A 15,809-nucleotide genomic window follows, 5' to 3' on the forward strand; every position below is an offset into this window, starting at 1 on the left:
AGGAGAACTGTCTTGAGCACGCCACCGCATTTCACGGACCGAGAACCATCGACCACCCCGCCCCACGACCACGCCACCCAGGGATCGACCGCCCGCAGCCGCCCCCGGAAGATCATCGACGAGCTCACCTACCCCCACGGCATCCACCCGGCACTGGTGCCGGGCGTCGGCGTGGAGGACCGCGAGGTCAAGTTCGGCACCGACAAGGTGGTCTTCGCCGTCACCGCGGTCCTCGTGGTGGGCTTCATCGCATGGGGTGTCCTCAGCACGGACAGCCTCTCCACGGTCTCCGCCACTGCGCTCGCGTGGGTCACGGACAACACCGGCTGGTTCTTCATCCTGCTCTCCACAGCGGCCGTGGTCTTCATGATCTTCATCGGCTTCACCCGCACCGGAAGAATCAAGCTGGGCCGCGACGACGAGGAGCCCGAGTACTCCTTCTTCTCCTGGCTCGCGATGCTCTTCGCTGCGGGCATGGGCATCGGCCTGGTCTTCTACGGCGCATTCGAGCCGATGACCTACTACGAGGGCGGGATCCCCGGCTTCGCGCACGTGGCCGAGGCCGGCAGCGACTCCATGATCGTCTACGCCCTCGTGCAGTCCGCCTTCCACTGGGCCCTGAACCCGTGGGCCATCTACGCCGTCGTCGGCGTCTCCGTGGCCTACGGCGCCTACCGCCGCGGCCGCGCGCCGCTGATCTCGCGTGTGTTCACCGCGCTGCTCGGCCACAAGCGCGTGGACGGCACCATGGGCAAGCTGATCGACGTCTTCGCGATCTTCGCAACCCTCTTCGGCACCGCTGCGTCCCTGGGCGTGGGAGCCATGCAGATAGGCTCCGGCATCTCGATCGTGGGCGGCATCGACAAGCTCAGCAACAACGCGCTGATCGTGATCATCGTGCTGCTGTCCGTGGGCTTCATCATCTCCGCCGTGTCGGGCGTCTCGCGCGGCATCCGCTACCTGTCGAACATCAACCTCTCACTCGCCTTCGTGCTGGCGCTGTTCGTGTTCCTCGTGGGGCCCACTGTCTTCCTGTTGACGCTGATCCCCTCCACGTTCTCCACCTACATCTCCGAGTACCTCTTCATGACCGGCCAGTCGGCCGCGTGGGGCCCGCAGAGCGCCGAGTTCTCCAACACGTGGACCGTGTACTACTGGGCCTGGTGGCTCTCGTGGTCCCCGTTCGTGGGCATGTTCATCGCCAAGATCTCCCGTGGCCGCACCATCCGCCAGTTCGTGACCGTCGTGCTCGTGGTCCCGGCCTCGGTGTGCATCCTGTGGTTCATCGTCTTCGGCGGCTCCGCCATGTTCTTCGCGAAGAACGGGGCGGACCTCTCCGTGGAAAACGGCGCCGAGTCCATGCTCTTCGGACTCTTCGACCAGCTCCCGCTCACGGCCGTCACCTCGGTGCTGGCCATGGTCGTCATCGGCATCTTCTTCGTGACGAGTGCGGACTCCGCCTCCGTGGTCATGGGCACCATGACCCAGCGCGGACGCCCGGACCCCAGCAAGTGGATCGTCATCTTCTGGGGCGCGTGCCTCGCCGGCATCGCGATCGTCATGCTCCTGGTGGCGGGCAACGACGCCCTGGCCGGCATGCAGCGCTTGGTGATCGTCTCGGCGCTGCCGTTCGCGGTGGTCGTGGCCATGATGATGGTCGCCCTGTACCGGGACCTGCGCAACGATCCGGCCAGCCTGCGCACCCGCTTCGCGGTGTCCGCCGTGGAGAAGGCCGTGTCCGCGGGTCTCGCCGAGCACGGCGACAACTTCGCCCTGCAGGTGGAGCACGCCGAGGGTCACCGCGCCGCGGGCAACACATTCGACTCCCACGATCCGGCGATCACCGAGTGGTACCGCCAGACGGATGAGAACGGGGACGAGACCGACTTCGCGTACAAGTCGGCGTGGGTCTCCTCGGCCGTCGACGACATCGCGGACGGCACCCCCGAGGGCGAGGCCCCGTGGGAACAGACCACGCCCAAGCACCGCAACGACCAGTGACACCGATGGCCCGCTGAACCGGGCCCCCCTCCCGAACGCGGGGTGCACGTCATGGGACGCGCACCCCGCGTTCGCGTACCGGGACACCGTTTGGTCCCGCACGGCCACGCTGCGTACGTTGGTGCGCATGAACGACGGCCCACCACGATCCCCCGATCCGGATCCCGATTCCCGGCCCCGGCCCATGAGCCCATCGGGAGACGGGCCCGACGACGCCGCGCGCGAGCACGCGCCCGGCGCCCCCGGCACGGGCGGGGCGAGCGGGAAGGGGACCCAGCAGCGTCGTGCGTCGCTGTCCCTGGAGACGATCGTGGACACCTCGATCGCGGTACTGGACCGCGAGGGGTCGCGGCGCCTGACCCTGCGCGGGCTCGCGACCGAGCTCAACAGCGGCGTGGCGAGTCTCTACTGGTACACCACCGGCAAGAACGACCTCATGGCCCTGGTCACGAGCGAGGTTCTTGGCCGCGCGCTGGGCCAGTTCCACGCGCTGTGCGGGGACGGCGAGCCGGGGCCGGAGGAGTTCGAGGCCTTCCCGGCACCCAGGGCGGATCCCCGTACGAGCGCGGCCACGGCGCAGGCCCTCGAGGAACTGCGGTGCCTGTGCCTGTGCTTGTTCTCCCAGATGCGCGAGCACCCGTGGCTCGCCGGGCAGCTGCTCAGCACCGCCCGCAGCGAGGAGAACGCATTGCGCACGTGGGAGTGCGCGGGACAGTTGCTGCAGCGCATGGAGCTCGACGCCGAACAGCGGTTCTACGCATCCCTCGCCGTGGCCAACTACGCGTTCGGAACGGGCGCGGGAATCGCCCACCGTCACAACCGGCCCGCCGCGGAGGAATCCGCCCGGCAGGTGCACGAAAAGCTGGAACGGGCGGGCCATTCGAGGCCGGGGATGCTCCCTGTGGTGCGTGCCATGCTGGGCTCGTTCGGTGACCACGACGACCGCTCGGAATACATCGCGGGCCTGGAACTGCTGCTCGCGGGCATCGAACGTCAGACGTGGGGTGGCTCCTCGACACCTTGAGGCCACTCACGGGGAACGGATTTTTCGTACAGTGGAGGTCATGTTCTCCATCGTCACGGTTTGCACGGGCAACATCTGCCGCTCGCCCATGGCCGAGGCCCTGCTGCGATCCGAGCTCACCGACGCCGGTCTCGCGCAGCGCGTCCGCGTCAGCTCGGCGGGCGTGAGTGACGAGGAACACGGCAACCCCGTGGATCCCCGCGCCCGCACCGTCCTGAACAGGAACCACCTGGAACTGCCCGAGCATCAGGCACACAAGATCACGGACGCCGAGCTCGCGGACGCGGACGTGATCCTCGCCATGACCCGGTCCCACAGGGACCAGCTGCAGCGCCGACTGCCCACGGACGACGCCCGGAAGGTCCGGCTCATGCGCAGCTTCGACCCGGCCGTGGCCGAGTCACAGGCGGACCTCGACATCGCCGACCCGTGGTACGGCGGTTCGGACGACTTCGACACCGCGTGGGAACAGATTACGTCCGCCGTCCCGGGCGTGGTCTCGTGGGTCGAGGATCGGATCGACGCGCGGTGATCTCCCCGGACGAGGGTTTCCAGGACGACGAGATCGCTCAGTACCCGGAAGGCGTCAACCTCGCACGATTGCTGCCCCCACCCACGCGCAAGCCGTTCATCGTGGGCATCGACGGCCGTTCCGGAGCGGGCAAGACCACGCTGACCGAGCAACTCTCGCGGGTGCTGGATCGCTCGCACGATGTCGTGAGCTTCCACCTCGAGGACATCTACCCTGGGTGGAACGGACTGCTCGAGGGCATGGAACGGTATCGCGGTGAGATCCTCGAACCGCTGCGCCGCGAGGAGGACGCCCACTGGACCGCGTGGGACTGGCTGACCAACGAGCCCGGCACCCCGCGTCTGACCCGCACCGCTCAGATCGTGCTCGTGGAGGGCGTCGGGGCGTGCCACCGCGAGGCCCGGGCGTTGTTGGACGTCTCGGTGTGGGTCGAACTTCCCGCCTCACAGCGCAAACAGCGCGCCCTGGACCGGGACGGCGCCACGTACGAAAAGTACTGGGACGTGTGGGCGGAGCAGGAGGAGCAGTACCTCGGTGAGGACCCCGTGTGGGAGTCCGCCGAGATCCTCCACCCCGGACCCTCACCCCAGGAACCGGGCACGGAACAGCGGGACACCCCGTGATTTCGCCCGGTGCCGGGACGCCCGCTCCGTCCCCCGCAGCACCCGGACCCGCCGCGGCCGTGCTGATCTCCCCGATCGGTGCCCCGCCGCGGCTCGTGGACCCGCATGAGGCCCACGTGAGCCTCGAGGACCAGGGGCTCACCCGCGGGGACGGCGTCTTCGAGACCCTCCACGTCCTGGACGGCACCGCGTACAAGCTCGACGCCCACCTGGTCAGGCTGGGGCATTCCGCGGGGACCGCCCAATTGCCCGCACCGTCCGCGGATGCGTGGCGCGAGGCCCTGACGACGGCACTCGCGGCGGCCGGCCCCGGCGCCCGCGACCCCTCGGCCGATCTCGGGGCGGAGCACACGGTCAAGTTGAGCATCAGCCGCGGTGTCCCCGGTGATCAGCCGTGGGCATGGCTCACGGTCGCGCCCGTCCCCAAGCGGACGTTCGCCGCCCGGCGCACGGGGGTGTCCGTGGTATTGCTCGAGCGCGGCCACGACCCCGCGGAGGACACCGGGTTGCCGTGGCTGCTCCCGGGGGTCAAGACCCTGTCCTACGCGGTCAACATGGCCGCGGTGCGCTACGCCCACGCCCACGGCGCGCAGGACGCCGTGTTCATGACCTCCACGGACCACAGGATCCTGGAGGGCGCCACGTCCTCGGTGGTGTGCGCACGGCACGACGACGGCGCTGCGCCCACCCTGCTCACGCCCGAACCGTCCCGCGGGGTCCTGCAGGGGACCTCGCAAGCCCGGATCTTCGACGCCGCCCGCGAGCGCGGCTGGGCCGTGGACTACGGACCGCTGTACCCCGAGGACCTCTTCGCAGCGAGCGCCGTGTGGCTCACGTCCTCGGTGCGGCTCGCGGTCCCAGTGACGAGCGTGGACGGGCGGCCCGTGGCCTCGGACCCCCAACTCACCCGCACCCTCACGGATTTCCTGCTGGGCCGCCCGGGGCGCTGAGCGCGTCACGGGTGGTCGCGCCCGCACCGCCCGTCCCATCTCGACATGCCCGGGCGCGAGTGCTCCCCCGTCACCTTGGGCGCATCACTGCCAGATGAAGCGGTGCGCCCCCGTGAGCAGGGACAGCGTCACTGCGGCGACCGCGATGAGCACGGTGGCACACCCCACGACCACGTCCACGCGGCCGAAACGGGGCACGCGCGCCCATGTGCGCGGACCCGCCCCGAAACCGCGCGCCTCCATGGTCATGGCCAGGCGCGTGGCCCGGCGCAAGGACTGCACGAGCAATGTGAACGCGAGACCGGCGAACTCGGTGAGAGCGGCCCACGGGCCCCGCGTTCCCCCCGCACCGCGGGCGCGCCGGGCCGCCGCGAGCACACCCCACTCGGTGACCATGACCTCCACGAGCCGCAGGGCTGCGAGCGCCGCGAGCACGAAGCGTGCCGGCAGCTTGAGGGTTTGGGCGAGACCGTCCGCGAGGTCCGTGGGGTCGGTCGTGAGCAGCACGGTGATCCCGGGCAGCGCGATCGCGAGACCACGCAGGGCGATCGCCCCACCGGCCGCGAGCGACCCCGTGGTGATCGTGATCCACCCCAGGTGTAGCAGGACGGGACCGCCCTCCGGGGAGAGCACCGCGGTCCCCCACCCGCTGATCAGGGCGGCCACCACGATCGGCCATAGGGTTGTGAGCAGCCGCCACGGACCGATCCCGGCGGCAGCGAGCAGGAGCAGTTGGCCCCCGAGCGCCACGCCGCTCGTCACGGGGTCCGCGCTGACCACGAGCACCGCCGTGATCACGAGAGCCCCGAGCAGTTTCACCACGGCATTCGTCCGGGCGAGCAATCCCGCGCGGGCCACGGCGGGCAGCACGCTCGCGACCGTGCTCATGAGCCGAGCCTCAGCTCGTGCGCACCCAGGGCCGCGACCAGATCCCGGTCGTGGGTCACGACCACCACGGCCGTGCCCCCGTCCAGCTCCTCGACCAACAGGTCCACGAGCTCCTTCCAGGTCCGGGCGTCCTGACCGAACGTGGGTTCGTCCAGGATCAGCACGCGCGGGGACGCCGCCAGGACGGTGCCCACGGACAGCCGCCGCTTCTGCCCGCCGGACAGGGTGAACGGGTTGGCCTCGGCGAGCTCCTCGAGGCGCAGCCGTCGCAGCAGCTCGGCCACCCGGGCGTCGTCCGCGTCCGCCATCGCGTCGGTGACGCGCGCATCGCGACGGCCCACGCGGCGTCGTCGTTGCCGGGGACCGAACTCGAGTTCCTCGCGCACGGTGGGGCGCAGGAACTGGTGTTCGGGATGCTGGAACACGGTGCCCACGCGGGAGACCAGTTCCGCGCCGTCCCACAGGGAGGGATCAGCGGGCGCGTCGGTCGCGAGGGCGTCCGTGGCCCACACGGTGCCGCGCACGGGCAGCAGCAGTCCGGCGAGGGTCAGCGCGAGGGTGGACTTCCCGGCGCCGTTGACGCCTGTGACGGCCAGCGCGTGCCCCGCGCGGACGTCCACGGTGATGTTCTCGGCCGCCGGCGCCGCCCCCGTGCGCACGTCCGGCTCCGGGTACGCTTCCCCGCGCCGCCACGCGGCGAGCGCCCGACGACGCCGCCGCGCGAGCGCCCGCCGTCCCGGTTGGCTCCGGGACACGGCGAGATCGCGTGCGCTCAACAAGGTGGTGCCCGGTGCGACGGCGGCGGGCACGGTGGTGAAACCACCCGTATCCTGCGCAGACTGCGCGACATCCGAAGCCCTCATGGGCGACGCGGCCGGCGCATTCTCCGTAGGCACAGCGGGCGGCGTGATGCCGTGTGGCCCCGCGGAGGCAGCCGTCTGCCGTACCGCGGGATCCATGCCATTCGAGGCATGCACGGGAGTGCGAGTGCGCGGCACCCAGCCGGGGACCCACGTACCCTGGTGCTGCAGCAGGTCCCGGGCGTCCTGCAGGGTCTGCTGCGCGGGGCCGTCGAAGGCCACCCGACCGTCGTCGGCCAGCACGATCACACGGTCCACGACCGGTTCCCACAGGGCCACCCTGTGCTCCACGACCACAAGGGTGGTCCCGTCCTCGCGCACCGCATCGGCCACGGCGCGGCACAGCTGCTGCGCCCCCTCGTGGTCCACGCTCGCCGTGGGTTCGTCCAGCAACAGCAGCCGCGGGCACATGGCCAGGGTCCCGGCGAGCGCGAGACGTTGTTTCTGCCCCCCGGACAGCGCCGTGGTGGGGTGGTCGAGCGGGAGATCCAGACCCGTGCGCGCGAGCGCTTCCCGCACACGCGGCCAGATCCGCTCGCGGGGGACGGCGAGGTTCTCGAGGCCGAACGCGACGTCGTCCCCCACGCGCGACAGGACCACCTGCGTCTCGGGGTCCTGGTGCATGAAGCCCACCGCGCCGCGGGCGTCGCGCGGGTCGACACCCCCGACGCTCAACCCGCCCGATGCGGAGCGGCCGTCAGGGTCCTGGTCCACACCGGCGAGCGCCTGCAGGAGCGTGGACTTGCCCGCCCCGGACGGGCCCAGGAGCAGGACACGTTCGCCGGGCTCGATGATCAGGTCCAGGTCCACCAGACTGGGCGTCTCGCGGCCGGGGTGATGCCATCCGAACCCCTCCAGGACCACCCGCGCGCCCGTGAGTTGCACGGTCGGTTCCGCGGTCATCGGCGCACGGCGCCGGAGGCCAGTGCTCCGAGGACACCCGTGGCCTGCAGGGCCCTCATCACGGCCCACATGAGCAACCCTGCGATCACGGCCCCGGAGAGCGTGGTCAGCGCCGCGTAGACGACCTGCTGATCCAGAGCCCACTCGAAGTTGTACATGATGTTCTCGCTCACGCCCAGGAACAGCCCGGATACCGCCCCACCGATCGCCGCGGTCACGGGACCGAACCGGCGGTAACGGGTCAGGAGGAACACGACCTCCACACCGAGGCCCTGCACCAGACCGGAGAGCACCACGAGCCACCCGAAATGCGTTCCCAGGAAGCCCTCGATCACGGCCGCGAGCAACTCGCAGAACAGAGCCGCGCCCGGTTTGCGGATGATCAGGGCGCCCAGGGTACCCGCCACGAGCCAGCCCCCCGCGATGAGCCCCGCGGACGGCGGGTAGGCCACCGTGCCCGCCGAGACCGCCGGGTACAGGAGGTTGGACCACATCCAGAAGATCACGGCGCACACCGCGGCCAATACGGCGGTGACCACGATGTCCACGACCCGCCACGACGAGCTGCGGTAGCCGCTTGCGCGCGGTGTACGGGTGGGGGTGTTACCGACCTGCGTCATGCTGAATCCTCCTGAAGATCCCAGGAGGGGAAGAACACCACCCGCCGTTGCGAGCGGGTCCTTGAGATACTCGACTCCCTAGCGCCGGTACGAGCCGGATCAGGTTCGAGGGTCTGCGCTCACGCGCACTCTCAGCGCCGCGGTGGCGCTCCCCTGTCGTTGAGACGCCAGTCTAGACCACGACGGCGGGTGGCCGGGCATCTCTCGTGCCCGGCCACCCGCCGTCGTACGTGCGTCCTACGCGGCCCCGGCCCACCCGTACAGGGGGGCGCGGGACCCGCCGGCTCAGATCTCGCTCTGGGAGCTGCGGGAGGGATCGGAGTCCTTGGACTCGAACTTGGCCACCTGGCGGGAGATCCCCACCTTGATGACGGTGCCCACAACACCGGTGATCACGGCCCAGATGATGATGTCGGTCCAGGCCTCGTCCGGGTCCGGGTTCTTGGCGGGGGGCTCGTTGCCGGTGACCTGCTTCCACACCGCGGACAGACCCTTGTTGGCCAGGGCCACACCACCCAGGGACGCCACCGTGCCGAAAATGTCCATTACCTTGTTCATGAGGTTCTCCTTGTCTTGTGGGTGCCGGCGGCACCGGGCGGCCGACGACGTCGTGCTCGTTGCCCAGCATACGAAGCGCCGGGCGCGACGGGGCGGAAGGAACCCGGTCCCACCGAGAATTACGTCCTCAGCGAGATTCTTCCTCGCCGGCGCGAGCGACGACCTCGCGCAGCTCGTCCTCCACGAGGTTCTTCTGGTTCAGGTGCTTGGAGCGGTAGGCGGCGCGGCCCACCATGTGCGCGGACACGGGCACCGTGAGCAGCTGGAACAGCCACGCGAGGATCATCAGCGGGATCATGCCGGGATTGCCGCTCTCGATCGCCACGGCCGTGAGCAGCAGGAGCAACCCCAGGACCTGGGGTTTGGTGCCGGCGTGCATGCGCGAGAGCAGATCGGGGAAGCGCACCAAACCCACCGCCGCGGCCAGGGACATGAGGGACCCCCCCACGAGGCACAGCAGCGCGATGACGTCCAGGACGGTGTGCCAGTTCATGAGCGCTCCAACCCCACATTGCGCGCGACCGTCACAGACCCCAGGAAGCCCACCAGGGAGATGATCACGAGCAGGATGATGTTGCTGGAGTGGTGGTTGTACACCATCTCGATGGCGAGACCCGCACCCACGATCGCGAGCAACACGTCCGTGGCGATCACCCGGTCCAACAGGGACGGGCCCTTGGCCAGCCGGTAGATCGTGCCCGCGGCCGCCACGGTGAGAATCGCACCGCACACCCACACGGCGACGTCAAACATGGTCATGGCCGCTCCTCCCCACGGCCGTCCAGGGCCTTGTTCATCTTGGTGGTCGGCGACGCGACGGCGCCGGAGGCGTCCGCGCCGCCCGCGCCACCCGAGGCCTCCAGTGTCGCGAGGTCCTCCTTGGAGCCCATGATCTTGATCCACGCCGCCTCGATATTAAGCGCGGACTCCCGGAACGACTCCGCTTCCTCCGGCGTGGAGACGTCCAGCACGTGGAAGTACAGGATCCCGTTGCCGCGATCCACCTCCACCACGAGCGAGCCCGGGATCAGCGCCATGGTGTGACCCACGGCCGTCATGAGCAGGTCGTTGTTCTGCCGCAGCTTCACCCGCAGCACCGCGTTGTGCACCTTGGGGCCCTGCATGAGCGCGACACCGAACACGTGGATGCTGGCCCGGGCCACCTGCCAGATGAACGTGACCACGAACAGCGCGAAATGCAGGACGTTGAACCGCCCGGACAACCGCACCGGGGGCAGCGTGAGCGTGCGGGTCACGAACACCGCGAGGATCAACCCGAAGACCAGGTTGCCCACGCTCCAGTCACCCCACAGGGCCCCCCACACGACCACGAGCCACAGGATCAGGGGCAGCTCGGCCCGCAAGGAGTTCCGGGAGCGTCGCTGCATCGGGGACGTACTCATCGGCCCTCCTCGCTCACACCACCGGGACCCACGGGGGCCAGCACGGCATTGACGTATCGATCCGGATTGATCAGGTTCTCGGACGCGTTGTCCGCGAGATCGAACAGCGGCCCGGCGAAGACCGTGAGTGCCACACCCACCGCCACGAGCGCGGTGGTCGCGCCCACCATGGTCCCGGGCAGCAGCACCACGGGGGACCGGCCGGAGAAGCGGCTGCCGGACTTGCCCGCCACCGCGCGGGACGTGCGGGGGCGGCGGCCCTCCGCGGTGGTGGCGCGCAGCACGGGGTCCGGGTACTCGGCGTCGTCCACGTTGCGCAGGAACACGCGGTTCCACACGCGGATCAGGGCCATGAGCGTGAGCAGCGAGACGAACACGGACACGCCCACGAGTAGGTAGCTCAGCCACGTCCCGGCCTCGACACCGGCCTCCAGGAGGGCCACCTTGCCCAGGAAGCCCGAGAACGGCGGGATGCCGCCCAGGTTCAGGGCCGGGATCATGTACAGCACCCCCAGCAGCGGGGAGATCCTGAGCATCCCGGCGAGGCGGTCCACGTTGGTGGAGCCACCGCGGCGCTCGATCAGCCCGGCGACCAGGAACAGGCTGGTCTGGATCACGATGTGGTGCGCGATGTAGTAGACCACCGCCGCCAGGGCGGCCTGCGTGCCCAGTGCGATGCCGAAGATCATGTAGCCGATGTGACTGATCAGCGTGAACGAGAGCATACGTTTGATGTCGATCTGGGCGAGCGCGCCCAGGATGCCCACGATCATGGTCAGCAACGCGACCCACATCAGCAGATCTTTGATCTGCGTCCCGGGGAACAACAGGGTCTCGGTGCGGATGATCGAGTAGACGCCCACCTTGGTCAACAGGCCCGCGAACACCGCGGTCACCGGTGCGGACGCGGTCGGGTAGGAGTCGGGCAGCCAGAAGGACAGCGGGAAGATCGCGGCCTTGACACCGAACGCGATCAGCAGCATCAGATGCAACTGCATCTGGGTGCCCTGCGGCAGGTCCGCGAGCTTCACGGACAGGTCCGCCATGTTCACGGTGGCGGTGGCGCCGTAGATCATCCCCAGGGAGATCAGGAACAGGATCGAGGAGATCACCGAGACGACCACGTAGGTCACGCCCGCGCGGATCCGCTGCGCCGTGCCACCCATGGTGAGCAGGACGTAGGAGGCGGTCAACAGGATCTCGAAGCCCACGTAGAGGTTGAAGAGGTCACCCGCGAGGAACGCGTGGGACACACCCGCGACCAGCAACAGGAACGTGGGGTAGAAGATGGAGATGGGGCCCTCGTCGTCCCCGCTGGCCACACCCTCGCTGACCGCATAGATCAACACTGCGAGGGACACCACCACGGAGACCACGAGCATGAGCGCGGACAACTGGTCCACGACCATCACGATGCCGTACGGGGCGGCCCAGTCCCCCAGGTGCACGACCTGCGGACCCTGGTTCCATACGTTCGCGAGCATGAACGCGTTCAGGATCAGCGTGAGCACCATGGCGCCCACGGTCACCCCGCGCTGCAGCCGGTTGCGGTGGACGATGATGAAGTTCAGGGCGGCGCCGAGGAACGGGATCAGGACCGCGAGCGGCGCGAACTGTGCCGGATCAGTGGTCATGCGGGCTCCTCCCTCGCGCCTCGGAGAACTTCTCGGCCCTGTAGTGACCAGGCGATTCGGCGGCCTCTTCCTCGTTGTGACGCGACGGTGCGAACCGGGCGTCCGCGTGGTTGAACTCGGAGGTGTCCTGCGGCAGGGCGTCGTCGTCCTCGGCGTCGTACGAGGACTGCTGCGCCACGCGGCGGTCCTGGAGGTCGTCCTGGATCTCGTCCCGGCGGGCCAGGATCCACGAACGCCAGATCATGCTGAGGATGAAGGCGGTCGTGGCGAGCGAGATCACGATCGAGGTGAGCACGAGCGCCTGCGGCAGCGGGTCCGAGTACTCCGAGGGGTCGCGGGCGGCGTCGTACAACGGCGCGATGCCGGGCGTGCCGCTCGTGTGCAGGATCAGCAGGTTGGCCCCGTTGGTGAGCAGCATGATGCCCAGCAGTACGCGGGTGAGCGAGCGTTCCAGCAGGAGGTAGACCCCCACGGAGAACAGCACACCCATGATTACCAGGAGTGTGAGATTCACGGTCATCGCTGTGCCTCCTGAGGCTCGTCCCCGGAGACCAAGGAGCCCTCGGGAGCGTCGGGGTCGTCCACCCTGTGCGCGGTGACCTCGGGGCCGTTACGGGTCAGGCGGATCCGGGCGCCGCGGCCCGCGCGCTTCTTCCGGGACTCCACGGCGGAACGCTCGATCCGTTCATCGATCCGCCCGCCCAGGGAGCGCAGGATGTCCAGCACCAGGCCCACCACGATCAGGTAGACACCGATGTCGAAGATCACGGCGGTGACGAACTTGACGTGACCGAAGACGAGCATGTCCCACTCGAACGTGTAGCTCTCCATCACGGCCCCGCCGAAGAACACGGGGACGATCGCGTACAGGGAGGCGATCGCCAGGCCCGCGCCGAGCATCCAGCCCGCGTTGACCGGGGTCGCGCGTTCGAGCTCGTAGCGTCCGCCCGCGAGGTAGCGCAGGGTCAGGGCGAGGGAGGCCATCAGGCCGCCGGCGAAGCCACCACCGGGGATGTTGTGCCCCGCGATGAGCAGGTAGAAGGACACGAGCATGAAGGTGTGGAACAGCAGCCGGGCCACGACCTCGAAGATGATCGAGCGCCGCTCCGGGGCGAGCGTGCGCCCCGCGAGCAGGAACGGGTCCGCGTCCGGGCGGGAGGTGAACCGGCGGGCGACCTCGAGCTGGCGGGTGTTCGCGTGCGGGAAGTGCGCTGCGGAGTCCGCGCCACGCACGATCTTCAGCTGCTGGGTGTCCAACTCGTGACGGTCGCTGCGCAAGCGGTCCCCGCGTCCCTTGACGAAGATCAGGGACGCGATGCCCGTGGCGGCCACCGCGAGCACGGTGATCTCGCCCATGGTGTCCCACGCGCGGATGTCCACGAGCAGGACGTTGACCACGTTGGCGCCGTCGCCCATCTCGTAGGCCATCCGCGGCAGTTCCAGGGAGATCCGTTCCGCCGACCGCGAGGACATGGAAAACACCGCGAGCGCCATCATGAACAGTCCGAACACCACGGCGAAGACCGCGCGGAACACGCGGTGCCCGGTGGGCCGGCGGTTCCACAGCGGGCCGGGCAGGGAACGCAGGGCCAGGACGAACGCCACGAGGGAGATCGTCTCCACGAGCGTCTGGGTCAGGGCGAGGTCCGGCGCGCCGTAGAGCGCGAAGGTCAGGGCCAGGCCGTAGCCCGTGACCGAGACCAGCAGGACGGCCAGGAACCGCTTGCCCGCGGTGAGCACGAGCAGGGCCGCCACGATCATGGCGATCCCGGTGACCAGCTGGGCCGGGGAATCCGCGTAGCGGAACCCGGCGAGCGGCGGGGTCTCGTTCCAGAACAGGGCCACGAGCGGCACCACGATCGCGGTCACGAGGATCACGGACAGGTAGAACATCAGCGAACCACGCTGGGTCCGGCCGGTGAGCCACACCGCGACCATGTCCAGCACGTTGATGATCTTGCGGTAGACGAAGTCACCGGTGGGCAGTTCCGGCAACCGGTCCTGAAACGAGCCCACGGGCCGGCGCGCGACGTACAACAGAGCGCCCACACCGATGATCAGCGCGGAGAGTCCCAGTGCCGGGGTCAACCCGTGCCACAGCACCAGGTGCACGTGGGATTCGGCGACGTCCGGGAACTGTTCCTGGTAGCCCACGATCCCGGCCTCCACGGGAGCGGGCCACAGGCCGAACACCACCGTGAGCAGGGCCAGCACCGCGGGCGCCACGAGGAAGGCCCACGGCACCGGGGTGAACTCGCCGATGACCGACTGACCGTCCTCGGCGGCGTCGAGATCGGAGAACTGCGCGGGCTTGCGCGCAAAGCCGCCCCACAGGAACCGCGCGCTGTACGCAAAGGTGAGGATGGAGCCGAGCACCACGCACACGAGCGCGATCATGGCGAGCGGGTCCGAGGCGTGGTCCACGAACGCAGTGAGGACGGCTTCCTTGGTCACGAAGCCGAGCAGCGGCGGGATCCCGGCCATGGACGCCGCACCGATCATGGCCACCACGAACAGCATGGGTGCCGTCCGACCCACACCGGAGAGCCTGCGGATGTCACGGGTCCCGGCCTGGTGGTCGATGATGCCCACGCTCAGGAACAGGGTGGCCTTGAACAGACCGTGCGCGATGACCATGCCCATGCCGGCCATCGCGGTGTCCGCGGTGCCGAACGCCACGACCGCGGTGATGAAGCCCAACTGGCTCACCGTGCCGTACGCGAGGATCAGCTTGAGGTCGAACTGGCGCAGCGCGACCCAGCCGCCGAAGATCATGGTGCCCAGGCCCAGGGTCAGGGTGACGGGCAGCCACCACTGGGTGTCCACGAACCCGGGAGCGAGCCGCGCCACGAGGTAGATCCCGGCCTTGACCATGGCCGCGGCGTGCAGGTAGGCGGAGACCGGGGTGGGCGCCGCCATGGCGGCGGGCAGCCAGAAGTGGGTGGGGAACAGCGCGGACTTGGAGACTGCGCCAGCCAGGATCAGCACGAGCGCCACGTCCACCGTGGTGGAGCCCAGGAGCTCGGGGGCCGCCTCCAGGACCTCGGAGATCCGGAAAGTCCCGGCGGCGTTGCCGAGCATCACCAGGCCCACGAGCATCGCCAGACCGCCCGCGGTGGTGATGATGAGCGCCTGCAGGGCCGCTCGACGCGCGGCGAGCTTGGTGCGCGAATAGGAGATCAACAGGAAGGAGAGCACCGAGGTGATCTCCCAGAACACGAACAGCACCATGAGGTCGTCCGCGGTGACCAGACCGAACATGGCGCCCGCGAAGGCCACGAGCTGGGCGGCGAACGGGCCGATGCCCTGGGCGTCCGACTTGAAGTAGCGCGCACAGTACGCGAGGACGAGTGCTCCCACGCCCAGCACCAGCAGGCACATCATGTACGCGAGGGAATCCATCCGGAAGGACAGCGAGATCCCCAGCTGGGGGATCCATTCCACGGTGGTGGTCCACCCGTCCACGTCCGCGTGGGCGCGGGATGTCTGGGTGAAAAGCCAGATCAGACTCGCGAGTGGGACGAGGGCCACGAGGTAGAAGCCGGAGCGTCCGGTGCGCTTGAGGATCGCGGGTGCACACAGGGCCGCGAGCCCGTGGACAAGCAGCACCGCGATCATAGGACCTTACCTCTCGAGCCACGGATTACCCACGAGTACCTGTAAATGGGCCCACGGGGATCCGGGCGGAAATGGGGTGTCAGTTTCGAGGTCCCCAGCATAACAAAGCAGGGTGACTGTCCGTTTCGCCGCACGTCACGGGCCCCTCACTCGGCGCCCCCACTGCCCAGGGGCGCCGGACCCTGGGCGGGAGGG

General features: G+C 69.2%; 15 protein-coding genes and 1 riboswitch. Of the genes, 5 read left to right on the plus strand and 10 right to left on the minus strand.

What is annotated here, in order from left to right; genetic code table 11:
• Nucleotides 1-12: 12 nt before the first annotated feature.
• From RF646_RS02575 to RF646_RS02595, 5 genes are all read left to right on the plus strand, one after another.
• On the plus strand, nt 13-2,001 hold the full coding sequence (locus tag RF646_RS02575; RefSeq protein WP_368835114.1) for a BCCT family transporter: 1,989 nt from the start codon (nt 13-15) through the stop codon (nt 1,999-2,001).
• 184 nt (nt 2,002-2,185) lie between these two features.
• Nucleotides 2,186-3,025 (plus strand): TetR/AcrR family transcriptional regulator, encoded by an 840-nt coding sequence (locus tag RF646_RS02580; RefSeq protein WP_368835115.1) that lies wholly within the window; start codon nt 2,186-2,188, stop codon nt 3,023-3,025.
• A gap of 40 nt (nt 3,026-3,065) precedes the next feature.
• Nucleotides 3,066-3,557, plus strand: coding sequence for a low molecular weight protein-tyrosine-phosphatase (locus tag RF646_RS02585; RefSeq protein ID WP_368835116.1), 492 nt, complete (start codon nt 3,066-3,068; stop codon nt 3,555-3,557).
• Nucleotides 3,554-4,180, plus strand: coding sequence for a hypothetical protein (locus tag RF646_RS02590; protein ID WP_368835117.1), 627 nt, complete (start codon nt 3,554-3,556; stop codon nt 4,178-4,180). The genes RF646_RS02585 and RF646_RS02590 overlap by 4 nt, the downstream gene beginning before the upstream one ends.
• A complete protein-coding gene (locus tag RF646_RS02595) occupies nt 4,177-5,130 on the plus strand; it encodes an aminotransferase class IV (RefSeq protein ID WP_368835118.1) in 954 nt (317 codons plus the stop codon). The genes RF646_RS02590 and RF646_RS02595 overlap by 4 nt, the downstream gene beginning before the upstream one ends.
• A gap of 84 nt (nt 5,131-5,214) precedes the next feature.
• On the opposite strand, the gene RF646_RS02600 is transcribed toward RF646_RS02595, so the two are convergent.
• The 10 genes from RF646_RS02600 to RF646_RS02645 form a co-directional block, all read right to left on the minus strand.
• The gene (locus RF646_RS02600; RefSeq protein ID WP_368835119.1) at nt 5,215-6,018 is read right to left on the minus strand and encodes an energy-coupling factor transporter transmembrane protein EcfT; all 804 of its coding nucleotides are present in this window, start codon (nt 6,016-6,018) and stop codon (nt 5,215-5,217) included.
• On the minus strand, nt 6,015-7,781 hold the full coding sequence (locus RF646_RS02605) for an ABC transporter ATP-binding protein (protein ID WP_368835120.1): 1,767 nt from the start codon (nt 7,779-7,781) through the stop codon (nt 6,015-6,017). Before RF646_RS02605 ends, RF646_RS02600 begins: the two co-directional genes overlap by 4 nt.
• Nucleotides 7,778-8,401, minus strand: a complete 624-nt coding sequence (locus tag RF646_RS02610) for an ECF transporter S component (protein ID WP_368835121.1) — start codon at nt 8,399-8,401, stop codon at nt 7,778-7,780. The genes RF646_RS02605 and RF646_RS02610 overlap by 4 nt, the downstream gene beginning before the upstream one ends.
• 58 nt (nt 8,402-8,459) lie before the next feature.
• A riboswitch (TPP riboswitch) is annotated at nt 8,460-8,566 on the minus strand.
• A gap of 120 nt (nt 8,567-8,686) precedes the next feature.
• Nucleotides 8,687-8,959: a DUF4235 domain-containing protein gene (locus RF646_RS02615; protein ID WP_098053697.1), complete on the minus strand. Its 273-nt coding sequence runs from the start codon at nt 8,957-8,959 to the stop codon at nt 8,687-8,689.
• 127 nt (nt 8,960-9,086) lie between these two features.
• Nucleotides 9,087-9,452, minus strand: coding sequence for a monovalent cation/H(+) antiporter subunit G (gene mnhG, locus RF646_RS02620; RefSeq protein WP_085106153.1), 366 nt, complete (start codon nt 9,450-9,452; stop codon nt 9,087-9,089).
• The gene (locus RF646_RS02625) at nt 9,449-9,718 is read right to left on the minus strand and encodes a monovalent cation/H+ antiporter complex subunit F (protein ID WP_145003442.1); all 270 of its coding nucleotides are present in this window, start codon (nt 9,716-9,718) and stop codon (nt 9,449-9,451) included. Before RF646_RS02625 ends, mnhG begins: the two co-directional genes overlap by 4 nt.
• On the minus strand, nt 9,715-10,362 hold the full coding sequence (locus tag RF646_RS02630) for a Na+/H+ antiporter subunit E (RefSeq protein WP_098053695.1): 648 nt from the start codon (nt 10,360-10,362) through the stop codon (nt 9,715-9,717). Before RF646_RS02630 ends, RF646_RS02625 begins: the two co-directional genes overlap by 4 nt.
• Nucleotides 10,359-11,996 (minus strand): Na+/H+ antiporter subunit D, encoded by a 1,638-nt coding sequence (locus RF646_RS02635; RefSeq protein WP_368835122.1) that lies wholly within the window; start codon nt 11,994-11,996, stop codon nt 10,359-10,361. The genes RF646_RS02630 and RF646_RS02635 overlap by 4 nt, the downstream gene beginning before the upstream one ends.
• A complete protein-coding gene (locus RF646_RS02640; protein ID WP_085106150.1) occupies nt 11,986-12,516 on the minus strand; it encodes a Na(+)/H(+) antiporter subunit C in 531 nt (176 codons plus the stop codon). The genes RF646_RS02635 and RF646_RS02640 overlap by 11 nt, the downstream gene beginning before the upstream one ends.
• Nucleotides 12,513-15,614, minus strand: a complete 3,102-nt coding sequence (locus RF646_RS02645; protein WP_085106149.1) for a Na+/H+ antiporter subunit A — start codon at nt 15,612-15,614, stop codon at nt 12,513-12,515. Before RF646_RS02645 ends, RF646_RS02640 begins: the two co-directional genes overlap by 4 nt.
• Nucleotides 15,615-15,809 lie beyond the last annotated feature (195 nt).

This window comes from Kocuria sp. CPCC 205261, from assembly GCF_040981025.1.
Classification (GTDB): Bacteria; Actinomycetota; Actinomycetes; order Actinomycetales; family Micrococcaceae; genus Kocuria; species Kocuria marina.